Genomic DNA, 16,971 nt, shown 5'->3' on the forward strand with positions numbered 1-16,971 from the left:
CCTTCTATCGATTTTCCCCGGCTAATTGACGTTCAATGCGCTGAAGCTTCCCGCTTACGCTGCCGTCATAAATCCGGTTTCCAATGCGGACTTTAATGCCGCCTATTAAATCCGTCTGCACTTCATTTCTGATTCTCAGTGAAGCGACTCCGGCCTTTTTTGCAAACACTTGTGATAATGGTAACATTTCAGCATCCGTCAGCGGTTTCACTGAATATACGATTGCGTCTTCTGTTTGACGGGCCTCATTTGCGAGTTTGATAAACTCATCTGTGAGCTCAAGCACAATCGCGGCACGATGGCGGTCAATCAAAAGAAAAATCGTATTAAGCACGGACTGTGACAAAGAGCCAAATGCATTTTGGATCAGCTCTTTTTTCTTCGCAGCCGGCATCTTCGGATGGTTCAACACATCATTAAGCGCTTTTTCATTTTGAAATACTTGTTTTACAACAGTTAGCTCTTCTTCTACTTGATTCAGCTGAGCGGACTCATTGGCTATATCAAAAAGAGCTGATGCATATCGTTTAGAGACAGCTGATCCACTCATCGGCTTTCTCCTACCTCTTTAAGATAGTCCTGGATCAATTTCTCTTGCGCTTGTTCATCCAGTTCTTTTTCGATCACTTTCGACGCAATCATGACAGAAAGAGACGCTACTTGCTCACGGAGAGCAGAAACCGCCTGTTCTTTTTCCTTCACGATTTCAGTTCTTGCTGCTTCTTTCAGACGTTCAGATTCTGCACGTGCAGCCTGAATAATCTCTTCTTTTTGCTTCTCTCCCAGTTTCTTTGCGTTTTCGATAAGAGTTTGGGATTCCTGTCTTGCTTCTTTTAAAAGAACGCGCTGCTCTTCAATAAGCTGCTGCGCTTCTTTATTTTTTTCTTCAGCAGACGTAATTTCTCCAGCGATGTGGTCTTCACGCTGTTTCATTATGTTTAATAGCGGCCCTAAAGCGTATTTCTTCAGAAGCGCTAATAAGATTAACATAGCTAACAGTTGGAACAGGATATCTCCGCCGTTAAACGACAATCCTAGTTCAAGTGGTAATTGAGACATCTACTACGGCAACTCCCTTCTGCAGGTTTTTCTTTGCTGATCCAGCAGCCGCACTTGTCTCTTTTCAGCCGGCAAGGCGGGATGCTTATCAGACATAAAGCAATGGCGAAGGTTCTCTTGGAATGATCTTCGCCATTTTTAGTTCATATAAGGCTTTTATGCTTAGCCAAAGAACGCTAAGAATGCGATAACGACAGCGATAATAGGAAGGGCTTCAACTAATGCGATACCCATGAACATAAGAGTTCTCAGTTCTTTACCTGCTTCCGGCTGACGGGCAATCCCCTCTACCGTACGTGAAACAATCAAACCGTTACCAATACCTGCACCAAGTGCGCCTAAACCAATTGCAATCGCAGCTGCTATTAAATTCATGAAAAAGTTCCTCCTTTAAAATGTTATCCGTTTGGATATAATGTTTTAATGATCATGACTGATTTTATGAGACATGTACACCATCGTCAGCATTGTAAAAATAAATGCCTGGATGGCACCAATAAATAAACTGAATGCTTGCCATGCCAGCATCGGCAGAATGGCACCGATTGTACCGACAAGACCGAGAGCCACGCTTTGCGAATAGTGGCTTGTCGCTAATCCCGCAAGCAGGCCGAGAAGAATCTCACCGGCGAAGATGTTACCATACAGCCGTAAACCTAGAGTCAGCGTATTCGCAAACTCTTCGATGATTTTCATCGGGAGCATGAATGGAACAGGTCTTAAATAGTCTTTGGAATATTCCTTGAGCCCTTTCATCTTCACACCATAGTAGTGGGTTAAAGCAACAACCATCACGGCTAGCGTTAATGTAATGGCAGGATCGGCTGTCGGAGACTTCCACCAGAGCTCATGTCCGATTGTAATAGAGAACGGCAGCCCCAGCATATTCGACACAAATATGTACATCAGCAATGTGACACCAAGTGCCAAGAAGTTAGCCCCTGTTTTTAAATCCATTGTACTGCCAATAATATTGCGTACGAAATCAACAATCCATTCCATAAAGTTCTGGGCTTTTCCGGGACGGATCGAAAGCGTTCTTGTCGTCAATATAGCAATCAATAAAACAATCACACTCGCCACAGTAATCATCAGAATGTTTGTCAGATTAAAAGTAAGACCTAGAAATTCTATAGTTCTGTAACCATGATTCAAAGGGTTTTCACCTCTCTTCCATTGATGAACGTTTAAGCTGGATAAAGGAATCTATCATAATGACAGGGTATATTGTCATTAATCCAATAACTGTACTTGCCATATGAAAGTATTCGGGATTTTTATAGGCAACAGCCACAGCAAGAATCGCATTGCACCACCGCGCTGCGCTCCCGAGAGATCGTATGGACTTTCCTTTCTCAACAGCTCTGTCAAAAGCATTCATTCTTCTGACGAGCAGTAAAAAATTAAACAAACTGAAAACAGTTCCCAGAATAAGGCCTAAAAAAACGGTTTTATACGCTGTTAAACCATAACCCAGTACATACACTGCCAAAATGAACAATAAATATTTGCGTTGTCTGCTAAATGTAAGCTTGGGATCGTCCATCAATTATCTGTCTCCTGATGAAAAAATAATGTATAGCTTGGATACGGCAAAAATCAGCGGTTAACCCTTAGTAGAAGACCTTTTTTGACCGGCAAAACGGGCCTGTTCGAAAAAATCATTCATCCGCAAGCCTTGCAGGGATGCTGTTTCATTCGCTTAAATAAATCCTCATAATACGGGTTTTCTAAGAGGATTTACATTGAGGATGAGGACTATAATGAAAGCTATGAAAACCTTCTCATAATACCCTCGTTTAGCATACAATAGCCCCTAACATGTGTCAATCTGTTTAAAGTTAAAAAACTTTTTATACTTTACGTCTCCACAGAATGTTCACATTTTCACCTATAATTGTATACAGATTCACCGAATAGCAAAAAACTGGATAAAAAATGAAACCCCCTTTTGGGGATTTCATTTTTTATTTTGTTCCAAACATGCGGTCACCCGCATCTCCGAGACCTGGAACAATATAACCTTTTTCGTTTAATTTTTCATCTAGCGCCGCAATGTAAATATCAACGTCCGAATGATGCTTCTGCAATTCTTCCACACCCTCCGGCGCTGCTACAAGACACATGAAACGGATATTTTTCGCACCGCGTTTTTTAAGGCTGTGAATGGCTTCAACTGCGGAACCGCCTGTAGCGAGCATCGGGTCAACCACGATGAATTCACGCTCTTCCACATCAGAAGGAAGCTTGACATAGTATTCCACGGGTTTTAAGGTTTCTGGATCACGGTAAAGGCCGACATGTCCCACTTTTGCCGCAGGAATCAGCTTTAAAATGCCGTCAACCATTCCCAATCCTGCTCTGAGGATAGGAACCACTCCGAGTTTTTTCCCTGAGATGACTTTCGACTGCGCAGCCTGAACCGGTGTATTGATATCCACTTCTTCCAGAGGAAGATCGCGGGTAATTTCAAATGCCATGAGTGTAGCCACTTCATCTACTAACTCTCTAAAATCCTTCGTACCTGTATTTTCATTCCGTATATATGTCAGCTTGTGCTGAATTAAAGGATGATCAAATACATAAACCTTTCCCATACTGTGTTTCAGCTCCTTTTTTATTGTCCCATCAACAATTACACACTTCTATTGATTCTACAAAAAAAGACATTGAGTTTCAAGAACATCGTCAAAAAACCCGCCGGGCATAAGCCCAAGCGGGTTTTAGGATCTTAATAATCTAATTCTTTATATAAAGGAAATTTATCAGTCAGAGCAGCTACACGCTGTCTTGCTTCTTCAAGTTTTCCTTCGTCTTCGTGGTTTTTCAATGCAAGCGCAATGATAGCACCGACTTCTTCTAATGCGTCTCCGTCAAAACCACGGCTGGTTACAGCAGCTGTCCCAAGACGGATGCCGCTTGTTACGAAAGGTTTTTCAGGATCATATGGAATCGCGTTTTTGTTAGACGTAATACCGATTTCATCAAGTACATGCTCCGCAACCTTACCAGTCAGTCCGAGCGAACGAAGATCAACAAGGATAAGGTGGTTGTCTGTTCCGCCTGAAACGAGCTGGATGCCCTCTTTCGTTAAGGCTTCAGCCAGACGTTTCGCGTTTGAAATGACGTTTTGTGCATATGTTTTGAAATCGTCCTGCAATACTTCACCGAATGAAACAGCTTTTGCGGCAATAACGTGCATCAGAGGGCCGCCTTGAATTCCAGGGAAGATCGATTTATCAATTTTCTTGCCAAACTCTTCACGGCAAAGGATCATACCGCCTCGAGGACCGCGAAGTGTTTTATGTGTTGTTGTTGTAACGAAATCAGCGTAAGGAACCGGGTTTGGATGAAGGCCTGCCGCAACAAGTCCTGCGATATGTGCCATATCCACCATGAAGTAAGCGCCGACTTCATCAGCAATTTCACGGAATTTCTTAAAGTCGATTGTACGAGGATACGCACTTGCTCCTGCTACGATAAGCTTCGGTTTATGAGCGAGGGCTTTTTCACGCACGTCATCGTAATCAATATATTGAGTTTCTTTATCTACGCCGTACTCAACAAAGTTATATTGAACACCGCTGAAGTTGACTGGGCTTCCGTGTGTTAAATGGCCGCCGTGGGAGAGGTTCATCCCAAGTACAGTATCGCCTTGCTCCAAAATCGTGAAGTACACTGCCATGTTTGCTTGTGCGCCTGAATGAGGCTGAACGTTTACATGCTCCGCTCCAAAGATTTCCTTCGCGCGGTCACGGGCGATATCTTCAACGACATCGACGTGCTCGCATCCGCCGTAGTAGCGTTTGCCCGGATATCCTTCTGCGTACTTATTTGTCAAAACAGATCCTTGTGCTTCCATAACTGCTTCACTTACAAAGTTCTCAGAAGCAATCAATTCGATCTTAGTCTGTTGGCGTTCACGCTCATTTTTAATGGCGTTAAACACTTGTTCGTCTTGCGCAGGTAAATGTTTCATCAGCGAGATCCTCTCCTATCCGTATCCTGTTCTTTGTTTTTACCATCACTATTGTACATGGTTTTTAAGGCCGATGTAAAAGATTATTTTTAAAAAATCTAAATTTTTATTGGTAAAAACGAATATTAATAACTTAAATTTAATTTAAAGTTCGGAATTTATTTCACTATCTTAAAATAAAAGAAAAGACTGGCTATGCAGTCCTTTCATTCGCACTCATAAACCGCCCGCACTCCGCCGATTAGTTTCGGCCGTGTACGCGCCAATGTCACATGAGCTGAACCGAGGCTGTTTTGAGAGACACGCACAGGGACAGCCACCGGTTTCAGATGCATGCCGATAAACGTATCGCCTATATCAATTCCGGCGTCAGCCTGAATGGTTTCAACAAGAACAGGAGACTTCATCTGCTTAAACGCATAAGACGCCATCGCTCCGCCCGCTTTTGGAACGGGCACGGCAGAAACGGTTGGAAGCCTGAACAGCTTGGCTGTTTCTGCTTCGACGACAAGCGCTCTGTTTAAATGCTCGCAGCATTGAAACGCCAGATGGATTCCCGTTTTTTCCCGGAGCTCAGCAAGTCCGCTGTAGATGCTTTCAGCGATATCTACACTGCCCGATGTGCCGATCCGGCTGCCGGCCACTTCGCTCGTGCTGCATCCAAGGACGAAGAGCTGATCTTGTTTCAATTCCGCTTGGTCCTGAAACTCAGACAGCATCGTCTTCCACGTTTGTTTCAACTCATTCATTAAACAGCACCCCTACAGGTTTTTCTCTTCATAATCTGAGATTTTTCCAATACGCGTTTGGTGTCTTCCCCCGGTAAACTCAGTAGTCAGCCAGATTTTTGCGATTTCCCGAGCCAAACCAGGTCCGATCACCCGTTCACCCATCGCAAGGATGTTTGTGTCATTATGCTCCCTCGTCGCCTTCGCGCTGAAGGTATCGTGCGCCAGCGCGCAGCGAATCCCTTTTACTTTATTAGCGGAAATGCTCATGCCGATGCCTGTCCCGCAAATTAAAATGCCTCTGTCAACTTCGCCGCTAACCACTTTTTCGGCCACCGGAAAAGCATAATCCGGATAATCGACAGAGCCGCTGCCGCAGTCACAGCCCATATCTATATATTCAATTTGCAATTCGTCCATTAACTCTTTGATTTCATTTCGAATGTGAACGCCGCCATGATCCGATGCAATGGCTACTTTCATCTGCTTTTCCTCCCAGCGTGTGTGATGCGGCCCGCCCGCTTTATTGACCGCGCAGCCTGTCCGCTCTTTGATTTACACCATATGATGTGCTTTTCACTATATTCTACTCCTTCACGCGGGATTTGCAAATGACCTGTTTGCAGATTTTCTGACAACTTATCTGCGGTCTTTTTTCAGCTGTTTTGCCAGCTGCCGAAGAAGCTCTTCAAGCTCATCTCGCGTTTGTTTATAGATGTCAATTGAGCCGCCGAACGGATCGATGACATCACCATGGCTGCCTGTAACATATTCTTTTAACGTAAACACTTTATCACGATAACGTCCAAATTGGCTGGCAATGATCTGTTTGTGCTGATGGGTCATAGCCAGAACCAAATCAGCCGATTCCATAAGTTCTTCAGTTAATGGAGAAGACACATGATTAAGGGCAATGTGTTTTTCAAACAGCGCTTCGACTGCATGAGGCGTCGCTTTCCCATTAGGTGAAGCAAACACGCCTGCCGAGCGGACATTGACATTCAGCCCTTCCATTTCTGCAATTGATTTAAAAAGCGCCTCAGCCATTGGGCTGCGGCACGTATTTCCAGTACAGACAAAAATAATATCCATGTCAGTCACCCCTTATTTTTCTCTATTATATATGAAGAAAAAAGAAACGGCGACTTCGTTTCTTTTTTTGGTATATTAAATTGGCAAAAGCAGCTTTAGTCCAAACACGATTAATATGATGCCCCCGAGCGCTTCGCTGTATGTGCCAAGCCATGACTGCACTTGTTTTCCGACCAGCAGGCCCAGCCATGTCAACATCATGCTGAACAGCCCGAACAGGGTAATTGTGAGGAGCGGATGCGAGCCGTATATCCCCAAGCTCAAGCCGACGGAAAAGCTGTCAAGGCTGACGCCGATGGCAAACAGCAATAAGCCCGGCCCTGCCGGTGACATGAATCGTTCATCTGACTGTTTAAAAGAGGCCATAAGCATTTGAACCCCAAGAACAAAAAGCAGCGCCCCACCGATATAAACCGCTAACACGCCGAGGAGCCCTGACAGCATGTTACCGGCCGCCATCCCTGCGAGAGGCATGATGACGTGAAAGAGGCCGATGATGAAACCAATATAGAATATCTGCTTCTTTCTAAGTTTGACCATGCCCATTCCAAGGCCGACAGAAAAAGCATCCATCCCTAAAGCAAACGCCATGATGCTTAATGTAATCAGTTCGCCTATAAACAAATCCGACATACATAAATAACCCCCTTGGACACGCCCCGCTTTTTTAGCCTATGCGTGTCCAAAAAGGGTTAGAACATCTGACTGCTTTCAGCGAATCACTCTTCCTCCGGCGGCTTTCATCAGCCTGTTCATAATAGCAAGACCGACACCTGTGTCCGGAAAGGATTCCGCAATAATGAAATCCACCTTATTCTCATCAAAGCTGCGCAAAGCATCATACAGCCCTGCCGCAACAGTCTCAAGCTGAGCCCGTCTTCCGCAGCTCTTCACATAATCAGCGGAATAAACGCCCGCGTTTTCTTCTGTCGTCAGGACACCGACCCTTCTTCCGCCCTGTTGATATTCTTGAATGAGGTGCTGAATGCGCTCTGGGCTGCCTTCGCAAATGGCAAGCGGCGCTGTCGGCGCATAATGTGTATATTTCATCCCTGGAGAAATCGGCTTCTCGTTTTGATCGCTGAGCCCTTTATCCACATGGATCGGCCCGATCACCGCTTCAATTTGTTCCTTCGTAATGCCGCCCGGACGCAGGAGAACAGGGATGTCGTCCGCACATGAAAGCACGGTTGATTCGACCCCGATTCCGGTAGGACCTCCATCCATAATACCGGCTATGCGGCCATCCAAGTCGTGTGCCACATGCTCCGCTTTTGTGGGACTTGGCTTGCCTGATAGATTGGCGCTCGGTGCTGCAATCGGCAGTCCCGATTCGCGAATCAATGCAAGGGCAAGCGGATGATCCGGCATTCTAATGGCAACCGTTTCAAGACCTGCCGTTACACGAGGTGAAAGCGCACCAGGTTTGCAAGGCAGAATGAGCGTAAGTGCTCCCGGCCAAAACCGTTTCATCAATGTTTTCGCCCTTTCCGGCGCTGGGCCCGTTAAATCCTCAAGCTGGCTGATATCCGCAATGTGGACAATCAGGGGATTATCGCTCGGCCGCCCTTTCGCCTCATATATTTTTTTGACGGCATCCGTACTTTTTGCGTTTGCGCCTAGGCCATATACTGTTTCTGTCGGAAAGGCAACGACCTCATTTTCTCGGAGCAAAGCGGCTGCTTGTGTAATTTGTGGATCATTTGTGGATAACTCGTCAGTTACATCCACAAACCATCTTTTCGTTTTCATTTCTGACCAAACTCCTTATTCACAACAATAAAACGATTGTTTTACGCGTGTAATCCTTTTGAAAGTATAAAAGATGTCCTGTAATAAAACAAGCGTTATCCACAAATTGTGGACAACACTAATAAAGAAGTGGATAAGTATGTGTATAAACTGCACTTATCCAGACGCTTTTTTCATCAAAACGGCTCCTTCTGTTTGCCGCGATTCACAGAAGTGATCAGAAGAAAACAGCTCCTCCGGTACACTATCAGCTCTTTCAAAACCCATGGCCGTCAGAAAATCCGCAGAGGAATGCTGATTTGCTACTAGGTACACGGTTTTGATCTGATGCTTTTCGCACAGCACCTCCATGCTTTGAAAAAGCGTGACGATATGGCCTTGGTGAAGCTTGTCCGATATGACAAGTGATCGCAGCAGCCCCTGGTCACAGCTTATTTTTTCAATACCGAGGCATCCGGCAATGTTTTTCTCACTGTCCTCCAGCATAAGAAATTGAGTGAAGCCTTCTTTCACACCTTCATAGCTGGTTTTCGCCTGTTTTAAAAATGCCTCGAGCACATCTCCGTCTTTTTCCCTTGCCACCCGCAGTTGATAAAACATCCGTTCACCCCGTTTTTGCGTTCTTTCTTCCAATCTATGAGGCAAATCTATTTTTAGACCAGATGATTAGGAAAAAAGGTCGGAAATCCATTCGACTAAAAAGAATTTCACTTCTGTGCCGTCTTCTTTCTCTTCGTTCTCTTCTTTTTTGGCTTTTTCCGCTTTAGCGGTTACGTCCTCAAGCACTTTTTCAGTCTGCTTTTTTGAGGCTTCTTTATCTTCTTGTTCTTTGACGGCTTCCCCGTTAGAAAAATCGAGAAAGCAGAGGGGCGGGAACAGCACACACCACCAGTTGGCGCCGTCTCCGTTTCCAAGCGTAATCAAAATCGCTTCATACTCACCGGCAGGATATACCATGTTGCCGTAAAGCTTTGTCGGAAACGAGATTTTGTCAAAATCAACGGATATCGACTGATTCGCTCCTTCTTTCTCCATTGTTTCCTTTGCAATTGCTTTGATTTCAGGCAGCTTTGAACGAATCACGCGACGCGCTTCTTCAATAGAAGTAATATCCTTTACCCAAGTTGTGATTTCTTTATTCACCGCGTCTCTTATATGACGTTTTAATTGCTGGTCTTGGTCACTATCGCTATTTGCCAATATTCTCAAACGAATCGCCTGATCCGGTATGACCACCGGCTGATTTTCCGATTTCTGTGCCGTCTCTTCTTTTGCCAGCCCTACGAGCGCTCCAGATAGTAAAAGAAAGATATATATACAAATGATTACTGTTTTTTTCATCGGTCCCCACCGTTCCTCTCCGTGCTTTGTTTCTAGCCCTATTATGGACAAGGAGAGCCGGGGGTAAACGTGCAGGGTGAAAAAAATCTAGCAAGCTGTTAATCTTATTTATGGTACGATAGTGTTTTAGGAGGTTTAAGATGAAATACAATTATACAGTGCTGTTATCAGCATTCACGATGTCCGTTCTTTATTCAGTAATTTATATTCATTCATTTATCATTGCCGCTCTCATCACAATGGCATTTTATTTTCTGTTTCCTTATTTGATCTTCGCACTGCCGCTTCAAATCATGATGAATAAAAAGCCGAAACGGTTCAGCCCTTTGTATCTGCTGTATTACCTTGCCGCTGCTTTTATTGCTAACGCGATCATTTTCGGCGTGCTTCAGCCTTCGGGACAATCTCTGTTTCAAAATACAGCCTTTTATCTTTTCGCTGTATTAACAGCTCTTATCTATTGGATATGGGACTCTGTTTTACTGCAAAAAAAGGAAGCCTAAGAGGCTTCCTTTTTTATTAAAACAAAATCGTCAGCAAATAACATAGAATGGAAGGTATCGCCGCAACAAAGAAAGCGGCCGCCATTTTCATGCGAGATGTACGGCCTTCTTTGGTTTCTGAATGGTAGTTTGCCCGCTGATCGCTTCCGCTTACAGCCAAACCCGATGTAATGATCGCGAGCCCCACTAAAACGAGAGACGCAACGCCAAAAATCGCTTCATATGAAAGAGCCTGCGGAAAAATGGTGCCAATCATGCTCTCAATCGCAATGAGCAGGATTCCTGCTGTCAGGGCCTTTTTCATGTTTACATCCCCTTTGCTGGTGTTAAACAGCTTGATCCATTCACTCGCCAGCAAGCTGCTTATTTATTTTTATGAATCAGAGCGCATATGGTTCTGTCTTTTCCATTAATATCTTTCAGCACTTCCACTTCCGCTCCCTTAAATGCCTTGAGGATCAGGTCTTTGACCGCCGCTCCCTGTTTCCAGCCGATTTCAAAAACGACAAATACTTTATCCTTCATAACAAGCGGAATGTCTTCCATAAACCGCTTATAAAATTTCAGCCCGTCTCCGCCATCGGTGAGTGCGTGCAGCGGCTCATGAAAACGGACAATTTCCGATAAATCAGCCATTTCTTCCTCTGAAATATATGGCGGGTTTGAGACAATGATATCCGCTTTTTTTCCCGCCTTAATAAAAGGCTCAAGCAGATCGCCCTGATAAAAGCGCACATTCGCTCCGAGTTTTTCTGCATTGGCAGAGGCGACTTGCAGCGCCTCTTTCGAAATATCGACCGCCGACACAGAAAAGCTTTGGTTTTCAAGCGCAAGCGTGACGGCTATTGCGCCGCTCCCTGTACCAACGTCAACAACTTCGAGCTTGCCGTCTTCAGAAAAAACACTCCGATATTTTTCAAGCAAATGAAAGACAACTTCTTCAGTTTCCGGCCGCGGGATCAGCACATCATCATTCACCATAAATTCCCGTCCATAAAAAAACTCTTTTCCTATAATGTATTGAACCGGCACGCCCTCTTTATGCATCTCAACGTGACGCTTAAAGCGATACAGTTCGTCTTCACCAATCGGTTCCTGTAAGCTTGCGAGCAGCTTGCTTCTCTCCATTCCGGTATCATAAAGCAATAGGAGCTCGGCCGCATTTTCTTCTCTTCCCGCTTCGGTTAAATAAGAAGAAGCCCATTTCAGGGCTTCGAATATCGTCTTCATCTTAACCTTCCGACTGCTGAAGCTTGCTTGCCTGATCTTCAACAATCAGCGCTTCAACCACTTCGTCAAGTTTTCCTTCAAGAATCTGATCAAGCTTTTGAATCGTCAAACCGATTCTGTGATCCGTCACACGGTTTTGCGGGAAGTTGTATGTGCGGATACGTTCAGAGCGGTCACCAGATCCGACTGCTGATTTCCGTGTTTGATCATATTCAGCCTGGGCTTCCTGCTGAAATTTATCATAGATTCTGGCACGGAGAACCTTCATTGCTTTTTCTTTGTTCTTAATTTGAGATTTTTCATCCTGGCATGATACAACAACACCTGTCGGCAAGTGAGTCAGACGAACCGCAGACATTGTTGTGTTAACGCTTTGTCCGCCCGGTCCGCTTGAAGCAAATGTATCGACACGGATATCCTTCTCATGGATGTCGACCTCTACCTCTTCTGCCTCAGGAAGACATGCCACTGTTGCAGTGGATGTATGGATGCGTCCGCCTGATTCTGTTTCCGGAACACGCTGTACGCGGTGGGCGCCGTTTTCATATTTGAGTTTAGAATACGCGCCGCTTCCTGTAATCATAAAGATGATCTCTTTGTAGCCGCCCGTTCCGGTTACATTCGCTTCCATGACCTCTGTTTTCCAGCCCTGAAGCTCAGCATAACGGGAATACATTCTGTACAGATTGCCCGCGAATAAAGCGGCTTCCTCGCCTCCCGCAGCCCCGCGGATCTCCATGATAACGTTTTTGTCGTCATTAGGATCTTTCGGGATCAGGAGCACCTTCAGCCGTTCTGACAGTGTTTCCGTTTCCTTCTGAAGTTCAGAAATCTCTTCCTTCACCATGTCGCGCATCTCAGCATCCAGCTTCTCTTCAAGCATCGCTTTTGCATCAGCCAGCTGTTCTGACGCATCTCTGTATTGTCTATATACGTCAACTGTTTCTTGTATATCAGATTGCTCTTTTGAATATTCTCTTAGCTTTTTCGGATCGTTGACTACTTCTGGATCGCTCAAAAGCTCATTTAATTTCTCGTATCGTTCTTCAATTGATTTTAAACGGTCTAACACGGTCTTCACCTCTGTTTTCCTGTGCGTAACATTCTCATTATAGTATAGTGATTAACCCCAGTCAAAAGCATTTCAATCCCAGCTGGAAAAGCTCCCTCTGCTATACTGGAATTCGAGGAGGGATGATGTTGCTGAAATCCATACATCATATTGCAATCATATGTTCAGATTACGAAAAGTCGAAAGCTTTCTACGTACATAAGCTTGGTTTTCAGGTGATTCAAGAAACGTACCGCGAAGAGCGCGGCTCCTATAAGCTTGATTTGTCGCTTAACGGCTCGTATGTCATTGAGCTGTTCTCGTTTCCCGATCCGCCCGAACGACAAACCCGGCCTGAAGCCGCAGGCCTGCGCCACCTCGCCTTTACAGTCGGCAGCTTGGATAAAGCGGTTCAAGAGCTTCATGAAAAAGGAATCGAAACAGAGCCAATCAGAACAGATCCGCTGACCGGCAAGCGTTTCACCTTCTTTTTTGATCCTGACCAGCTTCCATTAGAACTGTATGAACAATAACAGTTTTTGAAGAAAAAAGGAGATACCCACTTTCTTTGCCGAATCTTTTCTTGTTTTGTCTAACGGGAAGGGAACCGCATTCTATGGTCGAATACCTAGCTTAAAAGGAGGTATGGGACCATGAATACAAATATGGTAGCAAGTGAACTCGGCGTCTCCGCAAAAACGGTGCAGCGGTGGGTGAAGCAGCTGAATCTTCCGGCCGAACGCAATGAGCTCGGACACTATTCGTTCACGGCAGAAGACGTGAAGGTTCTAAAATCCGTTCAAAAACAAATCTCTGAAGGCACGGCGATTCAGGATATTCATCTGCCGAAAAGCGCTAAAAAGCGCACAGGCTTCCTTGTCCAAAAAACAAGTAGCGACACAGAACGAAGAATCGAGCAGCTTGAACAAAAGCTGGACACCCTTTTACAGCAAAGGCAGGACGAAAGCGAATTGATGGCAAGGATGTCGGAACTGGAACGCCAGCTGAAACAAAAAGCCGATGAAGGTGTATCTTACCAGCTGCTTCAGCACCGCAGAGAAATCGATGATATTCTTGCAGATCTGCAATCAATGACCTCACAAATGAAAGAATTCACCGCTCAGCCGATCCCCGAGACTGCTGCTGCTTCTGAAAAAACCAAAACGAGAAAAAAACCGCTGCTGTCACTGTTCAAATTTCAAACCTAAAGCAAAAAGCTCCCGTAAAGGGAGCTTTTTTGTTACGCAGTAAGCGCGATAATGATTGGAAGTGAAATCAATGACAGAATCGCACTGACCACAAACGCAGTTGCAGTTTCTTCTTCTTGTTTCTCGAAACGAGTCGCAATCATGGCTGCAACGGCAGAACCAGGGAATGCAACAAGAAGGATTGCTTTTGTTGTTTGGTCAGCCGGAAGTCCGATAGCAAGAGCAATCAGGAACATTAACGCAGGCTGAACCGCAACTTTTAGTAACGCAATACCGATAGCCGGCATACTGAGTTTAATTTTACGAATACCAACGGTAACACCAACAGCGAAGAGAGCAACACCAGATGTTGTGCTTCCAAGCTGATCAAGCATTTTAACACCCAGCTCAGGAAGAGTGAAATTGAAAACCAGCACCAAGATCATACTGATTAACGGAGCAGCTGCAAGCGGCTCACAAAGACCATGCAGGATTGATTTTCCTGTCATCTTCCAGAAGCTGTCGCCACTCTCTTCGTTTTTCTTAGAAGACTCACCAACAGTAGCGATAATGATCGCGAGCGGATCAAGAATCGCGTTAACCACGATACCTGTGACCGCGATCGGAATCGCAACTTCATTCGCTCCGAATAAGCTTCCCAATACCGGGATACCCATAAATGCGAATGTCGGCTGTGCAGAGTTCAAAGAAAATACAGATGAGTTCGTTAAATCATACTTGAAAATAAATCTGCAAACCAAAAGAATGATGATATAGAAACCAACAATCCCAATAATTAAAGAAATCATTAAAGGTACTTGTGATAAAAATTCACTTCTGGAAGTTGTCAAAATACCAGCGATAAAGTGAGCTGGAAGTGCGTATTTCGTTACTAACGTACTTACCCCTTTTGCCGACTTGGCATCATAACTTCCAAAATGTCCTGCAAACCAACCCAGCACGATAACAAAGAAGATCGGCGCCAGGAGGATTAAGATATCTAAGATGCTCAAAATATTCTCCTCCAAATCCTATGTCCGTATACTTTAGCTTTACAAAAAGCTTTCCCTCGGACAGAAAAATTTACTCGCTAATTATTTCGCGATGACTTTTTTGTATTCAGGTGTCCACATTGCATCAAGTACCGCTTGTTTCACATCTTCAGGCTGACGATTTGCCACGCCGTCTTTAATTGCTGCTTCAGCAACGGCAATCGCAACTTGGATAGAAACCTCTTGAAGCTTATCAATGCTTGGAAGCAATCCTGCTCCAGGTGTTTCAAGATCAACCATTTCAGCAATCGCATCAGCAGTTGCAGCAAACATAGCAGGTGTAATGATACGCGCTTCAGCTACAATTGAACCAAGTCCAAGACCAGGGAACGCGAATGCGTTGTTAGATTGTCCGATTTCATAAGAAACACCGTTGTATTCTACATTGTCAAATGGGCTTCCTGTTGCAATAAGCACTTTTCCGTCAGTCCATTTGAACAGATCTTCAGGAACAGCTTCAGCAAGGTGAGTCGGGTTAGACATCGGCATGATAACCGGACGGTCTACGTGAGATGCCATTTCTTTTACAATTTCCTCTGTGAATGCACCTGAAACCCCTGAAGTACCAATCAAGATTGTTGGTTTCGCTTGACGAACCACTTCATCGAATGGAATTTGACCTTTTTCATCGCGCTTCCAGTCTTTCACTTCATCCGCATTGCGAAGGTAAGGTTTTTGGAAATCAAGGATGCCTTCGATGTCTTCAGTCAGCAAGCCTCTGTAATCAAGTGTGTAGAAACGTTTGTTAGCTTCTTCTTCAGATAATCCGGCTAGCACCATTGTGTCACGGATTTGGTCAGCAATACCGATACCAGCAGAACCGGCACCGAAGATAACAACACGCTGATCTTTAATAGAAGCGCCGGTTTTCTTCATAGCGGCAAGCACACCTGCAAGTGTAATCGCGCCAGTACCTTGAATATCATCATTAAATGTCAGGATTTCATGATTGTATTTTTTCATGATGTTGCGTGCATTTTTGTTGCCAAGGTCTTCCCAGTGAAGAAGCGCTTTAGGGAAGAATTTCAATGCAGCTTTTACATAAGCGTCAATGAAAGCTTCGTAGCGTTCACCTTGAACACGTTCATGCTTGTTACCAATATATAAAGGATCGTTTAGAAGTTTTTCGTTGTTCGTACCGACATCAAGCACAACCGGGATAACACGGCTAGGGTCAATACCAGCTGCAGCAGTATAAACAGCCAATTTACCGATTGCGATATTAATACCGCCTACACCCCAGTCACCGATACCGAGAATGCTTTCGGAGTCAGTAGCAACGATAAGATCAATATCGCCTGCTGTCGCATGAAGGTTTTCAAACGCTTTTTCAATACCGTCAATGTTGTCGATTGACAAGTAGATTCCTTGAGGTCTTCTATATTCATGGCTGTATTCCTGAATCGCTTCACCAACTGTTGGCGTGTACACAACAGGAAGCATTTCGCGAAGATGGTTTTTCAGCAATTTATAGAAAAGAACTTCGTTACGGTTTGCAAGATCACTTAAGTAAACATTTTGACGAAGGCGGTCAGGCTGCGCTTGGAATTGCTCGTACGCGCGTTGTGCTTGTTGATCAAGAGAAAGTACAGTTGGCGGCAGAAGCCCTTCTAAGCCGAGTTCTTGTCTTTCTTCTAGTGAAAAAGCAACGCCTTTATTTAAAGTAGGAATAGATAAAACTTCTTTTCCTCTAAGAGTTGTTTCTAAGTGGCCTTCTTTCGTTTTTTTTATGTTATTCAAGCAAATCTCCTTCTTTCTTGAAATAGTTAACCAAGTTAAGTAATAACCCATCTAAAATATGACCGATCATGATCTTTATGCGACTTTGTGACAATTATTCGAACAATGTCTCAAAACTATTTACATTACGTAAGCTATTGTATGCCTGTCAAAATCAAAATTCAAGGGAAGAAAATTACTTAATTTTTTAATATACTTATTTAAATTTTTTAATTGAATATTATCAGAATATAAAAAAAACACCGGTGTTTTTAGCC

Annotated in this window: 22 protein-coding genes; 3 read left to right on the forward strand and 19 right to left on the reverse strand. The window is 44.3% G+C overall.

From position 1 onward, the window contains the following. Positions 1-4: 4 nt before the first annotated feature. The 14 genes from NSQ09_RS03375 to spoIIR all read right to left on the reverse strand — a co-directional run bounded on the left by NSQ09_RS03375 (position 5) and on the right by spoIIR (position 9,951). Entirely contained in the window at positions 5-550 is a 546-nt protein-coding gene (locus NSQ09_RS03375; RefSeq protein WP_014481187.1) for a F0F1 ATP synthase subunit delta, read from the reverse strand. Continuing rightward, positions 547-1,059: a F0F1 ATP synthase subunit B gene (atpF, locus tag NSQ09_RS03380; RefSeq protein WP_003244051.1), complete on the reverse strand. Its 513-nt coding sequence runs from the start codon at positions 1,057-1,059 to the stop codon at positions 547-549. The genes NSQ09_RS03375 and atpF overlap by 4 nt, the downstream gene beginning before the upstream one ends. Before the next feature lie 162 nt (positions 1,060-1,221). Beyond that, a complete protein-coding gene (gene atpE / locus NSQ09_RS03385) occupies positions 1,222-1,434 on the reverse strand; it encodes a F0F1 ATP synthase subunit C (RefSeq protein ID WP_003151167.1) in 213 nt (70 codons plus the stop codon). 45 nt (positions 1,435-1,479) lie between these two features. Then, positions 1,480-2,214: a F0F1 ATP synthase subunit A gene (gene atpB / locus NSQ09_RS03390; protein ID WP_003242621.1), complete on the reverse strand. Its 735-nt coding sequence runs from the start codon at positions 2,212-2,214 to the stop codon at positions 1,480-1,482. Between the two features lie 7 nt (positions 2,215-2,221). Further along, entirely contained in the window at positions 2,222-2,605 is a 384-nt protein-coding gene (gene atpI / locus NSQ09_RS03395) for an ATP synthase subunit I (RefSeq protein ID WP_003243159.1), read from the reverse strand. Between the two features lie 421 nt (positions 2,606-3,026). Continuing rightward, entirely contained in the window at positions 3,027-3,656 is a 630-nt protein-coding gene (gene upp / locus NSQ09_RS03400) for a uracil phosphoribosyltransferase (protein ID WP_017696009.1), read from the reverse strand. Between the two features lie 134 nt (positions 3,657-3,790). Continuing rightward, positions 3,791-5,038, reverse strand: a complete 1,248-nt coding sequence (gene glyA / locus NSQ09_RS03405) for a serine hydroxymethyltransferase (protein WP_003227669.1) — start codon at positions 5,036-5,038, stop codon at positions 3,791-3,793. Between the two features lie 206 nt (positions 5,039-5,244). Then, a complete protein-coding gene (locus NSQ09_RS03410) occupies positions 5,245-5,787 on the reverse strand; it encodes a TIGR01440 family protein (protein WP_003227667.1) in 543 nt (180 codons plus the stop codon). 12 nt (positions 5,788-5,799) lie between these two features. After that, complete coding sequence (gene rpiB / locus NSQ09_RS03415; RefSeq protein ID WP_003221910.1) at positions 5,800-6,249, reverse strand: ribose 5-phosphate isomerase B; 450 nt, start codon at positions 6,247-6,249, stop codon at positions 5,800-5,802. 156 nt (positions 6,250-6,405) lie between these two features. Further along, positions 6,406-6,858: a protein arginine phosphatase PrpB gene (prpB, locus tag NSQ09_RS03420; RefSeq protein WP_014481190.1), complete on the reverse strand. Its 453-nt coding sequence runs from the start codon at positions 6,856-6,858 to the stop codon at positions 6,406-6,408. Positions 6,859-6,933: 75 nt separating this feature from the next. Further along, entirely contained in the window at positions 6,934-7,491 is a 558-nt protein-coding gene (locus NSQ09_RS03425; protein WP_095844011.1) for a manganese efflux pump MntP, read from the reverse strand. 78 nt (positions 7,492-7,569) lie between these two features. Beyond that, entirely contained in the window at positions 7,570-8,610 is a 1,041-nt protein-coding gene (locus tag NSQ09_RS03430) for an L-threonylcarbamoyladenylate synthase (RefSeq protein ID WP_106610790.1), read from the reverse strand. A 156-nt stretch (positions 8,611-8,766) separates the two neighbouring features. Beyond that, entirely contained in the window at positions 8,767-9,210 is a 444-nt protein-coding gene (locus tag NSQ09_RS03435; protein WP_015714871.1) for a GNAT family N-acetyltransferase, read from the reverse strand. Positions 9,211-9,276: 66 nt separating this feature from the next. Further along, a complete protein-coding gene (gene spoIIR, locus NSQ09_RS03440; RefSeq protein ID WP_003227654.1) occupies positions 9,277-9,951 on the reverse strand; it encodes a stage II sporulation protein R in 675 nt (224 codons plus the stop codon). Between the two features lie 140 nt (positions 9,952-10,091). On the opposite strand from spoIIR, the gene NSQ09_RS03445 reads away from it, so the two are divergent. Next, the gene (locus tag NSQ09_RS03445) at positions 10,092-10,454 is read left to right on the forward strand and encodes a UPF0715 family protein (RefSeq protein ID WP_014478265.1); all 363 of its coding nucleotides are present in this window, start codon (positions 10,092-10,094) and stop codon (positions 10,452-10,454) included. A gap of 16 nt (positions 10,455-10,470) precedes the next feature. Here the strand turns inward: NSQ09_RS03445 and NSQ09_RS03450 are convergent, their stop codons facing one another. The 3 genes from NSQ09_RS03450 to prfA are packed head-to-tail and all read right to left on the reverse strand — an operon-like array spanning position 10,471 to position 12,756. Further along, the gene (locus tag NSQ09_RS03450; protein WP_003244050.1) at positions 10,471-10,758 is read right to left on the reverse strand and encodes a DUF5316 family protein; all 288 of its coding nucleotides are present in this window, start codon (positions 10,756-10,758) and stop codon (positions 10,471-10,473) included. A 59-nt stretch (positions 10,759-10,817) separates the two neighbouring features. Continuing rightward, positions 10,818-11,684 (reverse strand): peptide chain release factor N(5)-glutamine methyltransferase, encoded by an 867-nt coding sequence (gene prmC / locus NSQ09_RS03455; RefSeq protein ID WP_003227647.1) that lies wholly within the window; start codon positions 11,682-11,684, stop codon positions 10,818-10,820. A 1-nt stretch (position 11,685) separates the two neighbouring features. Then, positions 11,686-12,756, reverse strand: a complete 1,071-nt coding sequence (gene prfA / locus NSQ09_RS03460; RefSeq protein WP_003227645.1) for a peptide chain release factor 1 — start codon at positions 12,754-12,756, stop codon at positions 11,686-11,688. Between the two features lie 125 nt (positions 12,757-12,881). On the opposite strand from prfA, the gene gloA2 reads away from it, so the two are divergent. Both gloA2 and racA read left to right on the forward strand, forming a co-directional pair. After that, positions 12,882-13,268 carry an SMU1112c/YaeR family gloxylase I-like metalloprotein gene (gene gloA2, locus NSQ09_RS03465; RefSeq protein WP_003227644.1) on the forward strand — a complete coding sequence of 129 codons (387 nt, stop codon included), beginning with the start codon at positions 12,882-12,884 and terminating at the stop codon, positions 13,266-13,268. Positions 13,269-13,388: 120 nt separating this feature from the next. Then, positions 13,389-13,943, forward strand: coding sequence for a chromosome-anchoring protein RacA (racA, locus tag NSQ09_RS03470; RefSeq protein ID WP_014481195.1), 555 nt, complete (start codon positions 13,389-13,391; stop codon positions 13,941-13,943). A 32-nt stretch (positions 13,944-13,975) separates the two neighbouring features. Here racA and NSQ09_RS03475 read toward each other — a convergent pair whose 3' ends face one another. Continuing rightward, positions 13,976-14,935 (reverse strand): AEC family transporter, encoded by a 960-nt coding sequence (locus tag NSQ09_RS03475; RefSeq protein ID WP_003242497.1) that lies wholly within the window; start codon positions 14,933-14,935, stop codon positions 13,976-13,978. A gap of 81 nt (positions 14,936-15,016) precedes the next feature. Further along, positions 15,017-16,714: an oxaloacetate-decarboxylating malate dehydrogenase gene (gene malS / locus NSQ09_RS03480; protein WP_003244309.1), complete on the reverse strand. Its 1,698-nt coding sequence runs from the start codon at positions 16,712-16,714 to the stop codon at positions 15,017-15,019. Between the last annotated feature and the right edge of the window lie 257 nt (positions 16,715-16,971).

Source organism: Bacillus sp. FSL W8-1202 (genome assembly GCF_038006165.1).
Classification (GTDB): domain Bacteria; phylum Bacillota; class Bacilli; order Bacillales; family Bacillaceae; genus Bacillus; species Bacillus subtilis.